This is a genomic window from Ornithinibacillus halophilus, from assembly GCF_900129485.1.
Lineage (GTDB): Bacteria > Bacillota > Bacilli > Bacillales > Amphibacillaceae > Ornithinibacillus > Ornithinibacillus halophilus.
This window is the reverse complement of sequence record NZ_FQVW01000033.1, coordinates 1-21,516: the sequence shown is the minus strand read 5'-3', so window position 1 is coordinate 21,516 and position 21,516 is coordinate 1. Positions and strand designations below refer to the sequence as shown.

Genomic DNA, 21,516 nt, shown 5'->3' with positions numbered 1-21,516 from the left:
TACACCAACTATCAGTCATCTAACATTCAGACTAGCTTTATCTAACATAATATTTACCTACATAGAATTAACCAAAAATTAAACCCAAACAGAATCCATTTCTGGACTCCATTTGGATTTCACTATTATCTTTATCGGTATCTCTCATGGATATTATTTTTCTTATACGTCGCATGAGTAAATTCAAATAATTCCATAGACAAAGCTAAATATCGTTTCTGAAATAAATGCTGGAAATGCTCTTCAATAACTGCAAATAATCGCTCACATGCCGCCTTTTTCGCATCTTCTGGACGGCCGGATCCAATTTTCAAACTAACATGCACAAAGGCATCATCTTCCCCTTTACCATCTGCCACAACAAAATCCTGTAGACAAATGGCACGTGAACGAATCCCACCTACTGGAAAAAGGCCACCTTCTGCAATTAATGACTCATTTATTTTTTGCAAAAGTGCAGGGATATTCCCCTCTTCCTTTAGATTCTCCGTATACTCAACAATAATATGTGGCATGGTTTCCACCTCACCTTTACCTTCAAACTACTACCCTTATCTTGAAAACACATCATCACCGACAATGGTATTTTTCAACGATCCTACCTCTTCAATCTCTGTGACGACTTCATCCCCTTCTACGACATTCACTGTTCCTTTTGGTGTACCCGTTAGAATCACATCATTTTTATTTAACGTCATAAAACTAGATAAATATTCAATTAGATAAGGAATATCAAAGACCATATCCTTTGTATTTCCTTCTTGTTTAATTTCACCATTCACATAGGTTCTCATTGTAAGATTCATTGGGTTATTAATGGAATCACGATTAACAAACCACGGTCCTATTGGAGTTAACCCATCACGATTTTTCACTGGTAAGTTCGGACGATAATAATTTTCAAGATAATCACGAATTGCATAATCGTTCACTACGGTATAACCAGCAATATAATCGTTTGCATGCATCCGAGTGACATTACGTGCTTTCTTGCCAATGATTACTGCTAGCTCACATTCATAATGCATCAATTCAACATCTTTAGGACGACGGGATTGACCATTATGACCAATAAGTGCATTTTTTCCTTTTAGAAAAACAAGTGGTTCTTCAGGAGCTTTAAAACTGATTTCACTTGCGTGGTCAGCATAGTTTAAACCTAAAGCAAAAATAGTACCTACCTCTACAGGTGGCAACCAAACAACATCATCCACGGAAATAATTCGACCATCTTGTAGTTTAAGACCTTCCAAACATTCTTCTGCACAAAAGACGTTGCCCTGATAAGCTACGCGCGCCTTTCTCATCCCAATGTCCCTCCTGGCAAATACGCTTTTTCATCCACAATTTTATTTTCCAAACTTCCGAGATAGTCAATTTCAATTCGAACTTTATCACCAGCAGTTGCTAACGGTGGATTATGAGGAAGACCGACGAGCAACACATCCCCTTTAGATAATGTCATAAATTCTGTTACTTCCGCTAACAATTTTGGGATTGGCTTTACTAAATCACTCATTTGTTGAACTTGCACTAATTCATCATTTTTAAACGTCCAAATCATAAATTGACCTGGGTCTGGTATTTCTTCCTTCTTTACTACCCACGGACCAATTGGACAGAAGCCATCACGAGCTTTATTTTTAATTGCAGGACGGTGAACAGAAGTATGTGGAATCGTTACATCATTAACAATGGTATACCCTTCGACATAGTCAAAAGCATCTTTTTCATTCACATTGCTTGCCATTTCTCCTATAACAATTCCCAGTGTCCCATTGATTTCTACTTCGTCAATTTCTTCAGGGACTGGTATTTGCTTGAGATGGGCATTGATTGTATTCCTCGGTTTAATATAAAGAACAGGTCTTTTTGGTGGTTCATTATAAGGAGCGTTGTAAAATTTTCCCTTCCATTCTTCTACTTGTTCCTTAAAATTAAAGACGGTGCCATAAACTTCCCCCGTTACAGGTGATAGCCAAGAAAATGATTCTTCTGCGTATTTACCACCATTCCATTTGATATGGGAAGTTCCAATTTTTATCTCCTCCACAGTTGAGGATGCAGCAAACCTAGCTTTAGCAAAATACATTCGTGATCACCTCTATCTATTTAGAAAAGCACAAGCGCCTGGTCACCCCCGTTAAGCTTATGACAAGCCTCGGCGTGGCGCTTTTTGCCACAAAGAGGATTGACTTAAGACCTCGAGGGGGTAGGCGCTTGGGCTAGACATTAGAAAAGCACAAGCGCCTTGTTAACTCCTTTATACTAACTCCAAAATTAACTTCTTCGGTTCTTCGATTAATGCATTAAATCGATTCGTAAACATTACAGAATCTGCTCCATCCATCACGCGATGATCAAATGACAGAGACATGGTCATGATCGACCTTACTTCAATTTCATCATTCGGCATAACCACAGGTGTTTTTTTCGTTTTATGAAAAGCAATAATAGTTGTTTGCGGATGATTAATAATTGGGGTCGCACCTGTTCCACCCAGTGGTCCAACGTTACTAATTGTAAAAGTTCCCCCTTGCATATCGGAAACGGTTAGTTTGCCATCCTGGGCTTTTTTCGTCAATTCCTTCATTTCTGTATGAATGGTTCGAATCGTTTTCTTATCAACATCTCTTAGAACTGGCACAAGTAAACCTTGGTCCGTATTCGTTGCTAGACCAATATGATATTCTTTATTTAGCTTAATAACTTCCTCTTCTTCATTTAACTGAGCATTAAATACAGGGAATTCTTTTAATGTAATTGCGAGTGCCTTTAAAAAGAAGGCAACAACAGATATATGCTCACCTGCGTCTTTCAATGATTGCCTAAAGTTCATTAAATTAGTCAAATCAACTTCATCATAATGTGTCACATGTGGAATTGTTGTTAACGATTTCGTCATCTTATTCGCAATTTGCTTACGAATACCAGTAAATGGAATCGTATCACTTTGTGGTGGTTCTGTATGTTTTGATGCTGGTGTCTTAGGACTTTCTAGTGTTTCCAAATGTTGTGGATTTTTATTCTCTAAATATCGATATATATCTTCATCGAGTACTCGACCATTAGGGCCGGTTCCTTCTAGTTTTTCAATATCGACATCATGTTTACGCGCAATTCTTCTCGTATGAGGTGCTGCGATAATACGTTTAGGTGGCTTTTTCTTGGTTGGCGAGTAACTTTTAGGTTTCTCTGGGGTGGATATAGCTGCTGATACTTCACTTTTACTTTCTTGTCTAGTGGATGCGGATTTCCCATCATCGATTTCCAGCAAAACCGAGCCAATGGAAACGACTGTACCGACGTCGTAATGGATATTTTTAATTTCACCTGTTGTTGGGGAAGGGATTTCTGCTACCATTTTATCCGTCTGCATTTCAACTAGTGGTTGGTCTGCTTTTACCTGGTCTCCCACTTGAACAAAATAATTAATGATTTCCCCTTCTGTCATTCCTTCTCCAATATCATGGAATTTAACCTCAACCATGCTTCATCACCTCACTCTTTAATATCCCATTTTGGTCTTCGGGAACGACTATAAAAATTATTACGGTGGCGTTGTTCTTGTAGACGTTTTTGACATTTTTCATCTGCTGCTTCTAAGGTGGTGATGAATTTTAAATTTGCTTGTTCATAGATTTCTAGGAGCGTTTGGTAGATTGTTTTCGTCTGTAATAAAACTCGATCTTCGTTTGGCCCATACAGTTCATCAGCTACTTGCATCAATCCCCCAGCATTAACAATATAATCTGGAGCATATAGGATTCCGCGGTCTTGTAATCGTTTGGCATGGTGATTGCTTTTTAATTGATTATTAGCTGAACCGACTACTGCTTTTACTTTTAACTGTTCAATTGTTTGATCATTGATGATGCCACCCATTGCACATGGGATAAAAATATCGGCATCTGTTCGATAAATTTCTTCACTGGACACAACGGTAACAGTAGTCCCTAATTCATTTGCACGTTCTTTTATTCTAGTAATAGCCTCTTCAAAAATGTCCGTAACAATGACATTGGCACCTTCTTCTAAAAGTCGGTTTGCAAGTTTATATCCTACTTTTCCTAACCCTTGTATTGCATAGGTACGTTTCGATAAATCCTCATCGCCAAACAGAAATCGATTCGTTGCTTTTAAACCATAGATCACACCTTGAGAAGTTGGAACGGAGGAATCACCACTTCCACCATATTCGACGGGAATTCCGTTAATAAAGTTTGTTTCTTTCGTCGCGTGAACAAAGTCTTCCATTGTTGTACCCATATCAGTGCCTGTATAAAACCTACCATTCAATGAATCGACATATTGACCAAAGGCACGGAAAAGTCCAGCTGATTTATCGTGTTTCGGATCTCCAATAATAACAGCTTTTCCCCCACCAAAATCAATATCGGCAGCAGCGCATTTATACGTCATTCCTTCTGACAAACGAAGAACATCCTCGAGTGCTTCCTCGACACTTTTGTAAGGATACATTCTAGTTCCACCTAATGCCGGGCCCAATGTTGTATCATGTATCGCAATGATCGCTTGAAGCCCAGATGATGGGTCATTACAAAATACGACTTGTTCATGACCTGCTATCTTTTGAAAAATATCTTGATTTAGGTGCGTGGATTTCTCTACTTGTGGGTTCATACGTTTCCCCCTACTAAAAAGTATTTTGCGTCTATTCCTTAATATTGGAGTAATCCTCCATTTTCCGATATTTCCCTTCGAAAAAGGCCAGTGGCTCACCTTCAGTAATAGCGACATCTGTTACTTTTCCGATATAAAGGGTGTGATCACCTGCTACAACAGAATTATCGACATCACATGTTAATTTAACGAGTGCCCCATCAATCGTTGGCATTCCGTTAAACCAATGAAAATCAACCTCTTTCATTTCTTTCTTTTGCCCTGCAAAATACGCTGACATATCTTTTTGTTGGTCATTTAAAATACTTATGGCAAATTGATTGGAATGATCAATGTAACGTTTCATTGTTGCTTTTTCATCAATCGAAATTAAAATTAGCTTCGGGTCTAATGACACCGACATAAACGCATTGGCCGTCATACCATGAATGTCCTCACCAACTTTAGTGGTAACAATGGTAACTCCGGTTGCAAATTTACCCATCGCCGTACGAAAAGTACGATCATCCATATTATTGACTCCTCTCAAAAAGGACTTCTTTAAATTACGAATGTTGGCTTATGCTGTTTTAATTTTCCTGCCGTTAGATCTTTTTCTTTTCCTGTATCCATATCTACCACCTTTGATGCCTCGTTAAACCAACTATCTGGTGCAGCATGCCCCCAAAACGTTTGTCTCATCGGATCGTTTATATCCCACTTAATTGGTTTAAAATCAGGATCACTTGTTAAATAGTCACCACTGTACAACTCAATCCGGTAGCCATCTGGATCCCGTAAATATAAGAAAAAGGCATTGGATAATCCGTGACGACCTGGTCCCCGCTCTAAATTTTCTCCATACCCCATCGAAGCAAGAACATCACATGTATGAATAAGTGACAACTGATCTGGCAACCAAAATCCGATGTGATGTAGACGTGGACCTTTCCCATTCATAAAAGCAACATCATGAACATTTTGTTTCCGGTGTAGCCATGCAGCCCATACATTTCCTTCTTCTGTTTCCGTATATTCCGAACAGGCAAACCCTAATTTATCACGATAAAATGCATACGTTTCTTCAACATCAGGAACCATGCAATTAAAGTGATCAATACGTTGCATCCGTGACCCTGTATATAAATCATACCGTTGAAGTAGCCTCTCAACAGGTTCCATCTCAGCAAAAAACTCTAACGGTAACCCTGAATTATCATGGACTCGTAACGTACGACCAATCGCATGCTGCTCTCCTTTTTCTACCCATTTCGTTGAATGCCCTTCATTCTCAAAGAACACAGCTAAAGCTTCCAAATCTTTCTCACTAGCAACCTTATAACCTAGTACCTCAACATTTGGTTGATCAGCCTTCTTTAATACTAGACTATGATGAGTATGTTCCTCCAAACCACGTAAATAAATATGCCCATCATCAGACTCTGTTTCAATAAAACCCAAGGCATCCACATAAAATTTTCTTGACGCCTCAAGGTCTGTTACATGCAAAATAGCCCTAGCACAACGAATAATATTAAAATCCAAACTGTCCATCCCCCTTTAGGTTTAGGTGGGGCTGTAGTGTGCTGTTGTTTATGGTGTAGTGGAGCGAGTTTTACTTCCCGGGGAGCGAATTTCATCCCATGGCGAGCGAGTTCCTCTTACCGGGGAGCGAGTTTTACCCCTCGGCGAGCGTTTTCTACAGCCCGGGGAGCGAGTTTCACACCATGGCGAGCGTTTTCTACAACCCGGGGAGCGAGTTTCACACCATAGCGAGCGATTTCTACTACTCAGGGAGCGAGTTTCACACCATGGCGAGCGAGTTCTACTACCCAGGGAGCGAGTTTACCCCTGGGGCGAGCGTGTTCCTCTTACCGGGGAGCGAATTTTAGCCCTGGGGAGCGAGTTTTACCCCTCGGCGAGCGTTTTCTACAACCCGGGGAGCGAGTTTCACACCATGGCGAGCGAGTTCTACTACCCAGGGAGCGAGTTTACCCCTGGGGCGAGCGTTTTCCTCTTACCGGGGAGCGAATTTCACCCCTGGGGCGAGCGAGATTCACACCATGGCGAGCGTTTTCTACTACCCGGGGAGCGAGTTCCACCCCAAGCCGAGCGAAATCCACCCCCGGACGAGCACACTCACTACGGCACTCTTCCCTTCTCCTTCTCCAACTCCTCCAAACTTTCTAGCACACTATTACCCTTTTATACGTTTACTCCACTAGATTTCTTTAAGAAATTATTAATATAATCCTTATAACTTTCTTTGTCATAATTATCGAAGTATGTCATTCCCATACGGATTGGATCACCGAAGAAATAGTATTCATAATGCATTTGCCTTGCTCCGAATGCACTCAAAGTTAGATCCCACGCTAAACGGAATAGCTGTACACGTTCATACCCTTCCAAGTTCTTCCCTTGTAGTCCTCTATGGATGATTGGTCCAATCTCGTCATGATTGAAATCTTCTTGTGTTGGGATTCCCATTAAGCCAGATGCCCCTAATATACGGACAATTTCTTGTAATCTAGGGAAAATACGTGGGTACCAATTTCGTGCAGCGTCTAATGCATCGAAATCTGGTGTCATCGTTCCTGATTGATCGAATTTTGCATTATGCTCTGCACGATATAAGTGAGAACGCATCGTTTCCAATGTAAGCATAATTTCTGTGCCTTTATCCTTAACATGCTGGAATTGATCAATTCCAATTGCGTCCATAACACTTAATGCCACGCCAAGGACAAACTCTGTTTTTACGATATTTTTTGATAATACTTGGTGAGACATATGAACAACAGCATTTGTCTCTCTGAACGTACGGTTACATACCGATGAGTTTCCACATACAAAAACTCGATCCCATGGTACAAAAACATTATCAAACGAAACGATTGCGTCTCCTTCTTCAAAACGGGAGCCAAGTGGGTGATCCCATTCATTTTTCCCATAATCAAATGATTCTCGACTGATAAACTTCAAGCCTGGTGTATTATTTGGAACTGCAAACGCTAGTGAATATGGATCATCTAATTCTCCAGCCTTTTTCACAGTGGAAGGGAAAACTAAAATTTCATCCGTAATTCCACCTTGAGTAGCTAATAGGCGAATTCCATCCACGATAATTCCATCTTCGCGCTCCTCCACTAAATGAAGAGCTACATTGGCATCCTTTTGTTGATGCTGCATTTTTCCACGGTTTACTTGTGGGTGTATTAATGTATGCGTTAAGCTAATATCATTTTCCCTAGCATATTCATAATAGTTTCGTGCATTTTCAGCGAAGCGTGGGTCTGCTTCAGCAAACAACGAATTGTTCATACCCATCGCCATTACTTCCGCATTTAAATAATCTGGGGAGCGTCCCATCATTCCCCCAGAAGTTCTTGCCCACTCTGTCATTGCTTCACGGCGTTTAATTAAATCCTCAACTGACTTCGGTTGTAAAAACGTCATTCCTACCTTTTTCCCAGTAGTTGGTGAGGTGTAGAGCATTTTATCTTCTTTCTCATACTGTAGATCATATAGATGTGCCATAGATTGAATGACATTTTTAAATGCAGGATGCTCCGTTACATCATCCACACGCTCTCCGTGAATATAAATATTGTTATTTGCTTCCTTTAACCGATTAATATATTCCTTCCCCGTTTTAGCCGGCATTTGTTTTCCCTCCTATTTTTTCTTCCCAAATTGTGGAATATGATGGTCGCCAATCGAAACATGAATGGCCTTTGGTTCTGTATAAAATTCAAAGATGGCAAAGTGTCCACCCTCACGTCCGATACCACTTGCTTTCATACCACCAAACGGTATTCGTAAGTCACGGACATTTTGAGAGTTAATCCATAACATCCCTGAATCAACTGCCTGTGCTATACGGTGCCCTCGTTTTATATCATTTGTCCACACATAACCAGCTAATCCGTACTCAACATCATTGGCCATTTCCACAACTTCTTCTTCTGTTTCAAATTCTATTACTGCCATAACTGGACCAAAAATCTCATCTTGACACACTTTCATCTCATTTTTCGCATTCAGTAATAATGTTGGTGGTACAAAGTTGCCTTTTTCAAATCCAGCTGGAATCGCTCCTTGGACAACTTCACAACCTTCTTCTTTTGCTAATTCAATGTAACTTGACACTTTTTTATAATGCCCTTCATCAATTAATGGACCTAGTTCCGTGTTGCTATCCATTGGATCACCGATGGCAATTTGTTCCACACGTTCTTTAAGCGCTGATACAAAATCATCTTTTATATCTTTGTGGACAAAGACTCTTGAATTGGCTGTACATCTTTCACCATTGAATGAGAAAATACCCCAAACAGCTGCATCCAGTGCTTTATCAAAGTCAGCATCCTCAAAAACAATTAGAGGGGACTTCCCACCTAGTTCCATTGATGTTTTCTTCAATGAATCTGCACTGTTTTTAATAATCCTTTTTCCAGTTGTGGTTTCTCCAGTAAATGAAATGGCTTTTACTTGGTCGTGTTTAACCAATGCCTCGCCTGCTGATTCCCCAAATCCATGCACGACATTAAAAACACCTTCTGGCAATTCCGCTTTATGCATGATTTTTGCTAATGTATTTGCAGATAAAGGAGACAACTCTGCAGGTTTCAACACAACTGTATTTCCTGTTGCTAAAGCTGGAGCAACTTTCCAAGTCAATAACATAAATGGGGCATTCCATGGTGTGATTAGCCCAACAACTCCAAGTGGTTGATACACCGTATAATTAATAAAATCTTCATCTACTTGGTAAGCATCCCCATGCATGCGAGCTTGCACCATTCTAGAGTAAAAGCGAAAATTCTCTGCACCACGTGCTGCCATTTTCCTTGTTTGACTAATTGGGAGTCCTGAGTCTAATGATTCGAGATAAGCAATCTTTTCTGCTTCTTCCTCAATTAAATCAGCAATTCGATCAATATATTTCATCCGTTCTTTTAGTTTCATCTTCCCCCATGGACCTTTACGAAACGCTTGATCTGCAGCAAAAACTGCAGCTTCAATATCATGTTGATCTCCTTTTGCTACAAAATTAGTTACTTCATTTGTAAAGGGGTTTTTATTTTCAAATCTCTCCCCACTTACTGCATTTACAAATTTTCCATTGATGTATTGTTGAACATCTTCTACCTTTCTATGTTCCATATTCACTCTCCTTCGATAAAAATTAAATTTTTACATCTTCTGAGATTAATTGATAGGATAATAGAGTTTCTCTAATTTCTTTTTGGATTTCTTTTGACGGGATATCTAGAGGTTTACGTAAAAATGGTTTAATTTTGCCCATCATACCAAGAGCGGTTTTTGCAGGTGCTGGGTTGGTATCACGGAATAATACATCGTTTAAGGCCATCATTTGATAATGAAGATCTTGAGCTCCTTTGATATCGCCTGCTTCCCATCTGTTGTATAATTCAGCTACTTCTCTTGGTGCCACATTAGCTGTTGCACTGATATGGCCAGCCCCTCCAATAGCAAGCATTGGATAACATAAAACTTCAATACCAGAGTAAAGATTAAAATCTCTCCCACAGTGCAAAAGAACTTTATTGACATGTTCAAAATCTTTATTAGATTCTTTTACTCCAATAATATTTGGACAATCTTCTGCTAGTCTTGCTATTGTAATCGCTTCCAAATTAACAGCAGTACGACCAGGTATGTTATATAAAATGATTGGAATATCTACAGAATCGGCAATTGCTTTGAAATGTTTGTATAATGCGTGTTGGTTTGGTTTGTTGTAGTAAGGGACAATGACCATAGCAGCATCTGCCCCCATTTCTTGTGCAGCTTTCGTTAAGCGGAGTGTTTCTTGGTGGTTGGTTGTTCCAGTTCCAGGTAAAAATGGTACTCTTCCATTGACCGTTTTACAGGCCGTTTCCATCACTTGTTCTCGTTCCTCAATGGACATTGAGCTTGGCTCTCCTGAAGTTCCCGTTACAGATATCGCATGGCTTCCACTATCAATTTGCCAATTAATCAATTCTTGAAACTTCTCAAAGTCAATACTTTCATCCTCATTAAATGGGGTAATCACAGGAGCAATGGAGCCTCTAAATCGTTGTTTTGCTTCTTCAAAAGCCATTCAATTCCCTCCAATTAAATATAATTAACTAATAATAATTTTCTGAACAATTAAATCATATATGATTTCACATACAATGTCAACGGGGGTAATTTGTCTAACATTATCAAAAGTATTGAAGAACCAATTCTCCCGAAGACGATTCCTTTTCTCTAAAAAAGAGAACTAGAAAATAATTTATTTTCCAGCTCTCTTCTATGATGGTAATGTATTGGTTTCGATTAAATTTTGTCTTCTCTTCTCAAAGTTTTCTGCAGTAGTAATTTTATGCTGTCTAGCCATTCTTTCTAACAACTCGGCATTATTACCCGACTCCAGCAATTTAATAATAGCAGCATGCTCTTGAATCGATTCTTTTACCCGCTTGGAATATAATGTAGAACCTGTTCCACGAATAGCATCCAAACGATTCCATGTCGTTTCTAATTGTTCTAATAAATATGGATTATTGCATTGCTCACAAAGTACACGGTGGAAACGAGCATTTAATTTACTAAACTTAATAATATCAAAATCCTCCAGTGCCTCCTCCATTTGACTATTAAGTTCTTTCAGCTGCTGAATATGTTCTATTGTCGTATTTTCAGCACTCATTGCTGTAGCATATCCCTCTAGCACAGCTAAGACTCGAACCGTATCCAAATAATCGGATTCATTGACCTCAGCTACTACAGGACCAACGTTTCGTTTGTAAACAACTAAGCGCTCAGCTTCTAACTGACGAATTGCTTCACGAACTGGGATCGAGCTTGTATTTAACTCCTTAGCTATTTGGTCAATAACAATCCGTTGCCCCGGTACATATTCGCGCTCAATAATCCTTCCTTTTAATACTCGATATACTTTTTGTTGTTTATTTTCTCTCTTCATCATACTTACATCATATAGAAAATAATATATGATGTCAATATTCAGAAAACTATTCCTAAAAACAAATTTTATAGGGGTTTTAGTACATTCAATACTAGAGAAGCATGATTTATCAAGCTCCTCTTGTGTAAATTATACTATTATAACCCCATTGTTTCCTCTCCAATTTATACAATAAAGTTTAACAACACTGTTACAGAAACCACACTGAACAACGTTGTTACTAATGTAATGCTTGATACTAAATCAGGCTCTGTATCAAATTGAATGGCATACATTGTTGTTGTCGCTGCACTAGGCATGGAAGATAGAATGACCAATACTGCACCTATGACTGGGTCTAAATCTAAGAGAAAAATAAATCCAACAGCTAATAACGGAGAAACTACCATTCTAGCTGATAAAGAGGATAGAATAACGTTCCAATTCAGTTTAATAGAAGTTATGGAAGCTAATTGCATCCCTAGCAGTACCATCATAATTGGTATAGCTGCATCCCCTAACATAGATAAGGTTGAATAAACAGAATTTGGTATTTCCCAGGTGATATTTTGTAGAATAAACGCTAAAATTGCTGCATATGTAGCTGGTAATTGAAAAATTGTTTTTAAAGCTTTTAGAAAACCACTTTTACTTCTCGAAGCATAATAAACCCCGAAGGAATTCATAAACATCGTCTGTATTACCATGAAAAATACAGCATAAGGTAATGCCTCTTCCCCTACTGCAAATAAAATAACTGGTACCCCATAGTTACCTGCATTCATAAAAGCAGAAGTTAAAATCGATGCACTCTCCACTGATTGTTCCCATTTAAATAGTAGTTTAAAAATCTTATTAATAACGATCATGACGACTAAAAGAATAATCGCATATACAAGTACGACCGTGTATCGTTGATCAAATTCAGCCTCGTACAATTGCGTAAATACCAGTGCAGGTAAGAACACATAGATCGATGCTGTTGCAATTGATTTTGTATCCAAGTGAAAGATTCTTTGTAATACATAACCTGCTGCAAACACGGCAATTACAGGTACGATCACATTAAAAAATAACCCCATTTTGCTACCCCATTTTCGTCATTATATTTTTTAATAGTATCATAATTTTTACCTTCCTACGAGACTATCAATATTTCTCAATCTAATTTACAATCCCATTTTTTTCTAAATATATTCTTGACTTACGTGTGTATATTGTATATATTGTATATACACAATAATGATTAAGGGGTTTTGCTATGAATATTCTTATATCGAACAATAGTAAAGAACCTCTTTTCCAACAGATTAAAGAACAAATCAAACAACATATCTATTCGGGGGAGCTCGTTGCAGGAGATGCGCTTCCATCTATGCGTTTACTTGCCAAAGAATTAAAGGTCAGCGTCATTACGACAAAAAGAGCATACGAGGATCTGGAAAGTGAAGGTTATTTGATTTCTGTTGTTGGAAAAGGAACTTTCGTTGCAGGACAGGAACCACACGTATTAAAAGAATGGCAATTAAGAGAGCTAGAAAATGAAATTGAAAAAATTGTTCAGGAGGCTAAACGACTTGAGCTTTCTAAGAATGACATAAAAGAACTAATCGATATATATTTTGAGGGAGATGTGTAAGATGAATGCCGTTGAATTCCATTCCGTCACAAAGAAACGTAAAGATTTTACCATTGAAAATTTAAATATGACTATTCCATCTGGATATGTCACTGGATTTATCGGTCCAAATGGAAGCGGTAAAACATCAACAATACAGATGATGATGGATATTCTGCAAATCGATGATGGGGATATACAATTATTTGGTACCTCACACAAAAATCACACCATCAAACAAAAAATTGGTTTTGTTTACGATGATTTATACATGTATGAAGAGTTTACGATTGTTAAAATGAAAAAATTCATTGCTCCGTTGTATGAGTCATGGAATGAGGAATTGTTTCAAAAACACTTCACTCGTTTTGAACTTCCATTAAAAAAGAAAATCAATAAGTTTTCTAAAGGGATGAAAATGAAAACATCGCTGCTATTTGCATTAAGTCACGAACCTGAATTTATTGTTATGGATGAACCAACTGCAGGACTCGATCCGATTTTCCGACGAGAGCTGCTAGATTTGCTTCAAGAATTGATGGTACGTGAAAATCAAACGATATTTTTGTCCACTCATATTACTACGGACCTTGACCGAATTGCCGATTACATTATTTTTATCTATAAAGGAAAGATTGCTCTTCAGAAGAGTATGGAGGAAATCAATCAAAACTTCCACATTATAAAAGGAAATAAAGATTTAATTGATGCCGATACAAAGGGCATATTTAGTGGAATTCAAATGAATCATGTTGGGTTCACCGGATTATTTGAAGGAGACCTTTCTATTTTTGAAGACTATGAAAATGAACTAGTTATCGAAAAAGCTACACTCGAAGATATTATGTATTACATGACAAGAAAGGAGAACTAACCATGACATCACTACTGAAAAAGGAATTTACATTAAATCCAGCTTATTTATATGTGTTTTTCATTATCATCATTCCTTTTATTGCTTCCTTTAGCCCCTATACTTTATCATGGATTATCATTGGTTTTATCATTCAGGGGATATATTCTGACTCTGCAAATCGTATTAATAAATATTTGGTGAGCATTCCTGTTAGTAAAGTACAAATTGTGCAAGCACGATATTTATATTTAGTCATTTTAGCTACTTCATCTATATTAATCTATGTGATTTTTCTTTTCCTATTAGGGGGACCAGAATCTCCAATTCTCAAAGATGTTGAAATAATACCAAACGAAGTCCTGATTATTTTGTCCTTAATTTATTTAACGATTGCAGTAACATTACCAGTCTATTATTTTTTTCAGAGTTTTAATAAGTCGTTTATTGGGATATTAGGTTCTTTATTTACTATGGCAATGGTTGTAGGAGCATTATCCGTTAGTCCGGTTGCTGATTGGTATACTAATAATTCATTTACTAGTAATATTTTACTATTATCTGCATGTGCATTATTATTCTTATTCTTTTCTTACAAACTGTCAGTGTGGATCTTTTCTAGAAGAGATATCTTATAAGGGTCAAAGAAATTAATTTGACAAACTTGTCCACTTATGAGATTATAGATAAGTTACTAAAGTAACAATTCAATTCTGGCATTCTGCAATGTTTTTGAAGATGCTTATTCACACTGGCGCGACTATAGGGTTGCAAGGACGTAAGAGCAGGTAGGGCTTACGTTGCTTAAGTTAGAGAACATGTAAGAAAAGCGTAAGTGACCGTTTAGGGAACTGAAGCTAGACATTCTTACCAGTGGAACATAGACCGCGGTTATGGTGAAGTATTCCATGATTCACCTTTAAATTTGATAAAATTAAAAATGAATGTGTTACTTTATAATCAAAGGGGTACTCTTTTAATGAGGTACCCCTTTTCCAATACATAAGAAAGAGGTTTTAGGTATGAATACATTACCAATTGGAACAATCCAAACATTAATTGTTGATCGAACCATTGATACAGGCTATGTATTAAAATATGACATGCAGGAAGTACTGTTACATCATAATGAAACAGAAACTGAATTAGAAGTAGGGCAAGAAGTAGAAGTATTTTTATACTTAGATAAAAAAGGAAACGTAATTGCTACGACTGTGCTTCCAACTGTTGTGGTGGATGTATATGACTGGGCAGAAGTAAAAGAAGTTCTCCCACATCTTGGAGCATTTGTTGACATCGGTACAACAAAAGAGATACTCATCTCAAAGGATGACTTACCTTTATATGAAAATGTATGGCCAAAAGTTGGCGATAAATTATTTGTTACCCTTGGAAAAGATCGTAAAGGCCGATTGTTAGCAATACCTGCTACTGAAGGCGTAATTGCTAGAGAAGTTGAACTAGCTCCGGATGAATTATTAAATCAGAGTTTTTCTGGAAGAGTCTATCTTACAAGTCGAGAAGGCACTGCCATTGTTTCTGATGAGTGGTATCGTGGCTTCATTCACCATTCCGAACGTAAGGAAGAACCACGTCTCGGGGAGTTAGTTAATGGAAGGGTTATTGAAGTAAAACCTGATGGAACGCTGAATGTTTCTCTTCGTCCATTGAAACAGCATGGAATGGTTGATGATGCCCAAGCAATTTTGAACCATTTAGAAGATCATGATGGAGTTATCCCTTTTAATGATAAAAGTGACCCAGATGAAATTCGAGCGACATTTAATATTAGTAAAGCAGCCTTTAAACGTGCACTAGGAAAGTTAATGAAAGAAGGAAAAATTGAACAAAAAGAGGGAAAAACATTCTTAAGGTAGGATTAAAAAGCGCAAAGCCCGAGTGAGCTTTGCGCTTTTCTTTATTTACTCATGTACGTACGAATACGTCATTAACAGCAGTTACCATTAGTCCAATTCCTGCTGCAAATAAGCATGCTATTCCCCATCCACCAAGTGATGCATCCATAATAAACATGCGTTCTACCATTGGAGCTAGTACAACAAAGACTAACCCACTTCCAAAAATTACTGCTCCTGGATAATATGGTAAGTACTGAGATTTCGAGCCTTTCAATAATACAAATCCAAGCACAACCAAAATCACAGCTAAAACGGCTCCTATTGTTAGAACCGGTTGTACCATGACCTCACCTCATTAATAATATTTTTAATTTTATATATTTAAAATCTAGTCTACAATCGAATCAACTAAAAGTCAACGGAATGGATTCTAATACGCCTATATTACCGAAAATTAATATTGCCAATTTTTTCATATTTTGAGATAATTAAAACATTAATATGAAAGGAGGGAATTTTCGCAATATAAACACAGTGAGCTTCTATCCTAAAATCAATAAAAAAGGAGTGTTAACATGAGTAAAAGGTTTGTTTATCAAATAGTTGGCGCGTTTGTATTAGCTATTATTATTGGTTTAATTTTTGGAGAACGTGCTAGTTATGTACAACCTCTTGGGGATTTGTTTTTAAACTTAATTAAATTTATCATTGTTCCATTAATTTTATCTACTATCATAGTAGGGGTTACAAGTGCTGGAGATGTTAAAAAATTAGGCCGTCTTGGTGGTAAAACCATTTCTTATTATTTAGTCACAAGTTTTGCTGCAATTTCTATTGGCCTAGTTGTTGCTTACATCATCTCTCCTGGTACAGGACTAGATGTTACCGTTGAAGAAGAAGCATCAGCACCAGAAACACAAAGTGTTATTGATACAATATTAAATATTATACCTACCAACCCAATTGAATCTCTTGCAACTGGAAATATTCTTCAAATTATCTTCTTCGCAATATTTTTAGGAATCGGTATAAAATTAGTTGGTGAAAAGGCTCGACCTGTCGAACGATTTTTTGAAGGTTTGGCAGAGATCATGTACAAAATTACAGGCCTAGTGATGAAGCTTGTTCCGATTGGTATCTTTGGGTTACTTGCACCAATAGTTGGTGAATACGGGGCTGCCGTACTGCTGCCTCTCATAAAGTTAATACTAGCTGTTCTTATTGCCTGTATTATTCATGCAGCTGTTGTTTATTCAATTGGTGTTAAATCTCTTGGAAAACTTAGTCCTGTTCAGTTTTTTAAAGGGATTTTTCCAGCGGCAACCGTTGCCTTTAGTACGTGCTCCAGTTCTGGGACTTTACCAGTAACGATGAAGAACACACAAGAAAATCTTGGTGTATCTAAAGATACGAGTAGTTTCGTCTTACCATTGGGAGCAACGATTAATATGGACGGTACAGCTATTTACCAAGGGGTTGCGGTTGTCTTTATTGCCCAATATTTCGGTGAATCGCTATCCTTTGCACAAATCCTAACAGTAGCCTTAATTGCTACTTTAGCTTCAATTGGTACAGCAGGTGTTCCAGGTGCTGGTATGGTCATGTTGACGATGGTATTAGCTGCTGTTAACTTACCATTAGAAGGAATTGCACTAATTGCTGGGGTTGACCGTATTCTAGACATGATGCGTACTTCCGTCAATGTTATGGGAGATGCATCTGCCAGTGTGGTTGTGGACGCATCAGAAAAGAAACACGATGCCCAGGCCGCCTAAATGGAAGCTAAGAAAATCCATCCTATAATTATATGGGATGGATTTTTTTCTTAAATGTTTTATAGAAATAATCAACTACTCCATTTTGCATGACTTACTATCAACAATTCTCTACTCTCTCCATGATATTTGACTAATGACATTAAGAAATTCACATTTCAGTGCAAAGTATGTTCTTTTTAATTCTAACGATCTTAATGTTGTGTAGGGGATTCCAAGGTCATTCAAATAAGATTCCATATTTTTTTCTTCTGAAATTCGTACCTCGTAGTGAAGTTCGGACATCTCCTGAACCCACTCACTATACTGCTGATAGATCTCTTTTAGAAACGATACTTCTTCAAAATTTGCAGGAACTTTCCCTTCATTTGCCCACCTTTGCAACAACCCTTCCATATACTCAAGTTCAACATGTCTTTCTGCTTCTTCTATCTCTTCCATTACAATATCTCTAAACCAAGTTTCTACATGTAACTCCTCCATGATTGCTTCTAACTGCCCCTTATAATCCACCAATTCCGTTTCTTGCTTCTTAAACAAATTACGGAATAGCCCCATTCGAACTCCCCTTCCCTATTGTATTTGCTATTATTATGTATACTGTATAGTTAAGTTGTCTTATGTTACGAAAAATTACTATTATTTTAATTTTATGAGAGGAAATACAGAAAAAATGTCGTATAATAGAATCTATAAAGGAGGAAGAATATGTTAACATTTCAAGATTATGAATATAAACGTCCCAACCTAGAGGAAGAAAAAAATGCATTTCAGGAGTTGTTAAACCGTTTTAAAAATGCCACGACCATAGATGAACAAAATGAGGCCATTGAAAAAATTAATAAAGCTCGTAATAAAATGTCAACATTATTTAACTTGGTGTACATAAGAGCTTCCATCGATACAAATGATGAATTTTATCAAAAAGAACGTGACTTTTGGGATGAAGTTACCCCTGAAATTCAAAAGCTAGATACTGATTTTTATAAAGAACTAGTAAAAACTCCATTCCGAAAAGAGTTAGAAGAAAAATGGGGCGCACAGCTTTTTGATTTGGCAGATTACCAGATTAAAGCATTTTCTCCTGAAGTTATTAGCCTACTTCAAAAAGAAAATAAACTAACGTCCGAGTACTCAAAGCTTGTGGCATCTGCTGAAGTTGACTTTCAAGGTAAAACTTACACGTTAGCTCAACTTGGACCATTTACACAAGATAAAGACCGAAATGTACGTAAAGAGGCTATCCAAGCAAGTTCTGGGTTCTTTGAGAAAAACGCAGAAAAGTTTGATGACCTTTATGATCAATTGGTGAAAGTTCGCCATGAAATTGCAACTACATTAGGGTACAAAAATTTCGTTGAACTTGGATATATTCGAATGACACGTATTGATTACAATGCTAAAATGGTTGAGGTTTATCGTAAGCAAGTACGTGACGTAATCGTTCCATTAGTGTCTAAGTTATATAAAAAGCAAGCAGAAAGAATCGGTGTTGATTCATTGAAGTTTTATGATGAAAACTTCGAGTTCAAGACAGGTAACCCAACACCAAAAGGTTCTCCAGAATGGATTATTGAAAATGGGAAGAAAATGTATGAAGAACTTTCTGAGGAAACAAAAGAATTTTTCCAATATATGCTTGATCGTAACTTAATGGACTTAGAAGCGAAAAAAGGAAAAGAAGCTGGTGGATATTGTACGTTTATTGATGACTATGAGTCGCCATTTATTTTCTCTAACTTTAATGGAACTTCTGGTGACATCGATGTTCTTACCCATGAAGCAGGTCATGCCTTCCAAGTGTACTCTAGTCGTAACATTGGAATACCAGAATATATTTGGCCAACACATGAGTCTGCAGAAATTCATTCAATGAGTATGGAATTTTTCACATGGCCTTGGATGGAGTTATTCTTTAAAGAGGACACAGATAAATATAAGTTTTCTCATTTAGCAAGTGGACTTCGTTTCTTACCGTACGGAGTTGCTGTTGATGAGTTCCAGCATCTCGTGTATGAAAATCCTGAGTGGACTCCAGAACAACGTAAACAAGCTTGGAAGAAGTTAGAAGAAACTTACCTTCCACATCGCGATTACGAAGGCATTCCTTACTGGGAATCTGGAGCTGTTTGGCAACGTCAAGGGCATATTTATGAAGTGCCTTTCTATTACATTGATTATACGCTAGCGCAAATTTGTGCCTTCCAATTCTGGAAACGATCCCGTGAAAATCGTGAAGAAGCTTGGAATGACTATCTAAAACTTTGTAAACTAGGTGGTTCTAAGCCGTTCCTTGGATTGGTTGAAGCAGCTAATCTTAAGTCTCCTTTTGAAGAAGGAACTGTAGAATCTATCGTCGACGAAATCGAAAAATGGCTTGATTCAGTCGATGACAAAGCGTTGTAATATTTTCTAAAACTGTACTGAAAGAATCCTATCGCTTCAGAAATACACTTCGCTTTCCTCGGGCGGCTGGTAAGCCTCCTCGGGCATTCGCCCTGTGGGGTCTTACCTATGCCTTTCCTCCCGAAGGAGTCTTCGTGTATTTCTTACGCTAGTTTTGAGTAATCTTAGAATTAAATTACAGTGAAATCCTGAGATATACTTATAAAAAATCTGAACGATGAAGTTCTATACTTCATCTGTTCAGATTTTTTGCATACATACTTACTTTTGCTCGGTAACTCTCATATAAATCTGTCAATTTTTGTGATACACTATCGATGAATAATACAACTGAAGGAGATTGCAATGACATACAATATTCTTTTTCTTGATATAGACGGAACGATTTTAAAACCAGACCATACTTATACTGCCTTAACTAAAGAAGCGATAACAAAAGCTATAGAAAAGGGATTGGAAGTTTTTCTTGCAACAGGTAGACCTATACATGAAATTGACGATTTGGCAGAAGATTTAGGTATTCAATCTTTAATTGGTTATAACGGAGCTTATGCTACCTACCAAGATCGCACAATTATTAATGAACCGATGGACAGCTCGATAGTTAAGAAATTTATTAATATAGCTTCTGAAAAGAACCATGAACTCGTGATGTATACAAATGAAAGAAATTACTTTACCACTCTCAATACTCCAGAAATTGACCGTTTCATCAAGATTTTTAATCTCCACAAAAATAATCGTGTAAATGAAGATATTTTGGAAAATATTCTAGGCATGACAATCATTAATATGGATCCAGAAGATACTACACTCTATGAATTTGATGATGACATCCTTCTTTCGCAGGTTAATATAGATGGGGTACGCCGCTGCTATGATGTTATTCGGACGACCGTGAATAAAGGACAAGCGATAAAACGGGTGTTACGTGAACTTCAGATTCATAAAGAAAATTCGATTGCCTTTGGAGATGGCATGAATGATAAAGAAATGCTACAAGCAGTTGGTGAAGGGGTTGCAATGGGAAACGCAAATCCAGACCTGCTAAACTATGCAAAACATCAAACAACTACAGTAGAAAAATCAGGTATTTATTATGGATTAAAGAAACTGAATATTATTTCATAAGTAAAAAGGCAACCTCATCGGCTGCCTTTTTAACTTGTTCAGATTAAATTGATTGTGTCAAGGATGCGTTGGTTTCCTCGATTACCGTAGAACCTCTATTTCTTCTGCTACGGGCATCGAGACCTCTCCTCGATTACCGAAGAACCTCTGTTTCTTTTGCTACGGGCATCGAGACCCTTCCTCGATTACCGTAGAACCTCTGTTTCTTTTGCTACGGGCATCGAGAGCTCTCCTCGATTACCGTAGAACCTCTATTTTTTGCTACGGGCATCGAGACCCTTCCTCGA

Annotated in this window: 21 protein-coding genes; 7 read left to right on the top strand and 14 right to left on the bottom strand. The window is 37.6% G+C overall.

The window, feature by feature from the left end:
* Positions 1-131 precede the first annotated feature (131 nt).
* From BUB12_RS12420 to BUB12_RS12360, 12 genes are all read right to left on the bottom strand, one after another.
* On the bottom strand, positions 132-515 hold the full coding sequence (locus BUB12_RS12420) for a 5-carboxymethyl-2-hydroxymuconate Delta-isomerase (protein WP_072891246.1): 384 nt from the start codon (positions 513-515) through the stop codon (positions 132-134).
* Positions 516-551: 36 nt separating this feature from the next.
* Positions 552-1,307 (bottom strand): fumarylacetoacetate hydrolase family protein, encoded by a 756-nt coding sequence (locus BUB12_RS12415; protein WP_072891245.1) that lies wholly within the window; start codon positions 1,305-1,307, stop codon positions 552-554.
* The gene (locus BUB12_RS12410) at positions 1,304-2,092 is read right to left on the bottom strand and encodes a fumarylacetoacetate hydrolase family protein (RefSeq protein ID WP_072891244.1); all 789 of its coding nucleotides are present in this window, start codon (positions 2,090-2,092) and stop codon (positions 1,304-1,306) included. The genes BUB12_RS12415 and BUB12_RS12410 overlap by 4 nt, the downstream gene beginning before the upstream one ends.
* 171 nt (positions 2,093-2,263) lie before the next feature.
* Positions 2,264-3,490: a dihydrolipoamide acetyltransferase family protein gene (locus BUB12_RS12405; RefSeq protein WP_072891243.1), complete on the bottom strand. Its 1,227-nt coding sequence runs from the start codon at positions 3,488-3,490 to the stop codon at positions 2,264-2,266.
* Positions 3,491-3,501: 11 nt separating this feature from the next.
* Entirely contained in the window at positions 3,502-4,644 is a 1,143-nt protein-coding gene (locus BUB12_RS12400) for a Leu/Phe/Val dehydrogenase (protein ID WP_072891242.1), read from the bottom strand.
* Positions 4,645-4,675: 31 nt separating this feature from the next.
* Complete coding sequence (locus tag BUB12_RS12395) at positions 4,676-5,155, bottom strand: flavin reductase family protein (protein WP_072891241.1); 480 nt, start codon at positions 5,153-5,155, stop codon at positions 4,676-4,678.
* A 29-nt stretch (positions 5,156-5,184) separates the two neighbouring features.
* Entirely contained in the window at positions 5,185-6,168 is a 984-nt protein-coding gene (gene hpaD / locus BUB12_RS12390) for a 3,4-dihydroxyphenylacetate 2,3-dioxygenase (RefSeq protein ID WP_072891240.1), read from the bottom strand.
* Positions 6,169-6,828: 660 nt separating this feature from the next.
* The gene (gene hpaB / locus BUB12_RS12380; RefSeq protein WP_072891238.1) at positions 6,829-8,289 is read right to left on the bottom strand and encodes a 4-hydroxyphenylacetate 3-monooxygenase, oxygenase component; all 1,461 of its coding nucleotides are present in this window, start codon (positions 8,287-8,289) and stop codon (positions 6,829-6,831) included.
* A 12-nt stretch (positions 8,290-8,301) separates the two neighbouring features.
* Entirely contained in the window at positions 8,302-9,792 is a 1,491-nt protein-coding gene (gene hpaE / locus BUB12_RS12375; RefSeq protein WP_072891237.1) for a 5-carboxymethyl-2-hydroxymuconate semialdehyde dehydrogenase, read from the bottom strand.
* A gap of 22 nt (positions 9,793-9,814) precedes the next feature.
* Entirely contained in the window at positions 9,815-10,735 is a 921-nt protein-coding gene (hpaI, locus tag BUB12_RS12370; protein ID WP_072891236.1) for a 2,4-dihydroxyhept-2-ene-1,7-dioic acid aldolase, read from the bottom strand.
* Positions 10,736-10,930: 195 nt separating this feature from the next.
* On the bottom strand, positions 10,931-11,608 hold the full coding sequence (locus tag BUB12_RS12365) for a GntR family transcriptional regulator (RefSeq protein ID WP_234982703.1): 678 nt from the start codon (positions 11,606-11,608) through the stop codon (positions 10,931-10,933).
* Between the two features lie 164 nt (positions 11,609-11,772).
* Positions 11,773-12,669, bottom strand: coding sequence for an AEC family transporter (locus tag BUB12_RS12360; RefSeq protein ID WP_072891234.1), 897 nt, complete (start codon positions 12,667-12,669; stop codon positions 11,773-11,775).
* Positions 12,670-12,848: 179 nt separating this feature from the next.
* Between BUB12_RS12360 and BUB12_RS12355 the strand changes: the two genes are divergently transcribed.
* The 4 genes from BUB12_RS12355 (at position 12,849) to BUB12_RS12340 (ending at position 15,935) form a co-directional block, all read left to right on the top strand.
* A complete protein-coding gene (locus tag BUB12_RS12355; RefSeq protein ID WP_072891233.1) occupies positions 12,849-13,226 on the top strand; it encodes a GntR family transcriptional regulator in 378 nt (125 codons plus the stop codon).
* A 1-nt stretch (position 13,227) separates the two neighbouring features.
* Complete coding sequence (locus BUB12_RS12350) at positions 13,228-14,079, top strand: ABC transporter ATP-binding protein (RefSeq protein ID WP_072891232.1); 852 nt, start codon at positions 13,228-13,230, stop codon at positions 14,077-14,079.
* Positions 14,080-14,081: 2 nt separating this feature from the next.
* Positions 14,082-14,696, top strand: coding sequence for an ABC-2 transporter permease (locus BUB12_RS12345; protein ID WP_072891231.1), 615 nt, complete (start codon positions 14,082-14,084; stop codon positions 14,694-14,696).
* A gap of 384 nt (positions 14,697-15,080) precedes the next feature.
* A complete protein-coding gene (locus tag BUB12_RS12340) occupies positions 15,081-15,935 on the top strand; it encodes a CvfB family protein (protein ID WP_072891230.1) in 855 nt (284 codons plus the stop codon).
* Positions 15,936-15,984: 49 nt separating this feature from the next.
* Here BUB12_RS12340 and BUB12_RS12335 read toward each other — a convergent pair whose 3' ends face one another.
* Entirely contained in the window at positions 15,985-16,260 is a 276-nt protein-coding gene (locus BUB12_RS12335) for a hypothetical protein (protein WP_072891229.1), read from the bottom strand.
* A 232-nt stretch (positions 16,261-16,492) separates the two neighbouring features.
* Between BUB12_RS12335 and BUB12_RS12330 the strand changes: the two genes are divergently transcribed.
* Complete coding sequence (locus BUB12_RS12330; RefSeq protein WP_072891228.1) at positions 16,493-17,692, top strand: dicarboxylate/amino acid:cation symporter; 1,200 nt, start codon at positions 16,493-16,495, stop codon at positions 17,690-17,692.
* Positions 17,693-17,803: 111 nt separating this feature from the next.
* Here BUB12_RS12330 and BUB12_RS12325 read toward each other — a convergent pair whose 3' ends face one another.
* Positions 17,804-18,250: a hypothetical protein gene (locus BUB12_RS12325; RefSeq protein WP_072891227.1), complete on the bottom strand. Its 447-nt coding sequence runs from the start codon at positions 18,248-18,250 to the stop codon at positions 17,804-17,806.
* 150 nt (positions 18,251-18,400) lie between these two features.
* Between BUB12_RS12325 and BUB12_RS12320 the strand changes: the two genes are divergently transcribed.
* Positions 18,401-20,098 (top strand): M3 family oligoendopeptidase, encoded by a 1,698-nt coding sequence (locus tag BUB12_RS12320; RefSeq protein WP_072891226.1) that lies wholly within the window; start codon positions 18,401-18,403, stop codon positions 20,096-20,098.
* A gap of 345 nt (positions 20,099-20,443) precedes the next feature.
* Positions 20,444-21,229, top strand: coding sequence for a Cof-type HAD-IIB family hydrolase (locus BUB12_RS12315; protein ID WP_072891225.1), 786 nt, complete (start codon positions 20,444-20,446; stop codon positions 21,227-21,229).
* Positions 21,230-21,516: the final 287 nt, after the last annotated feature.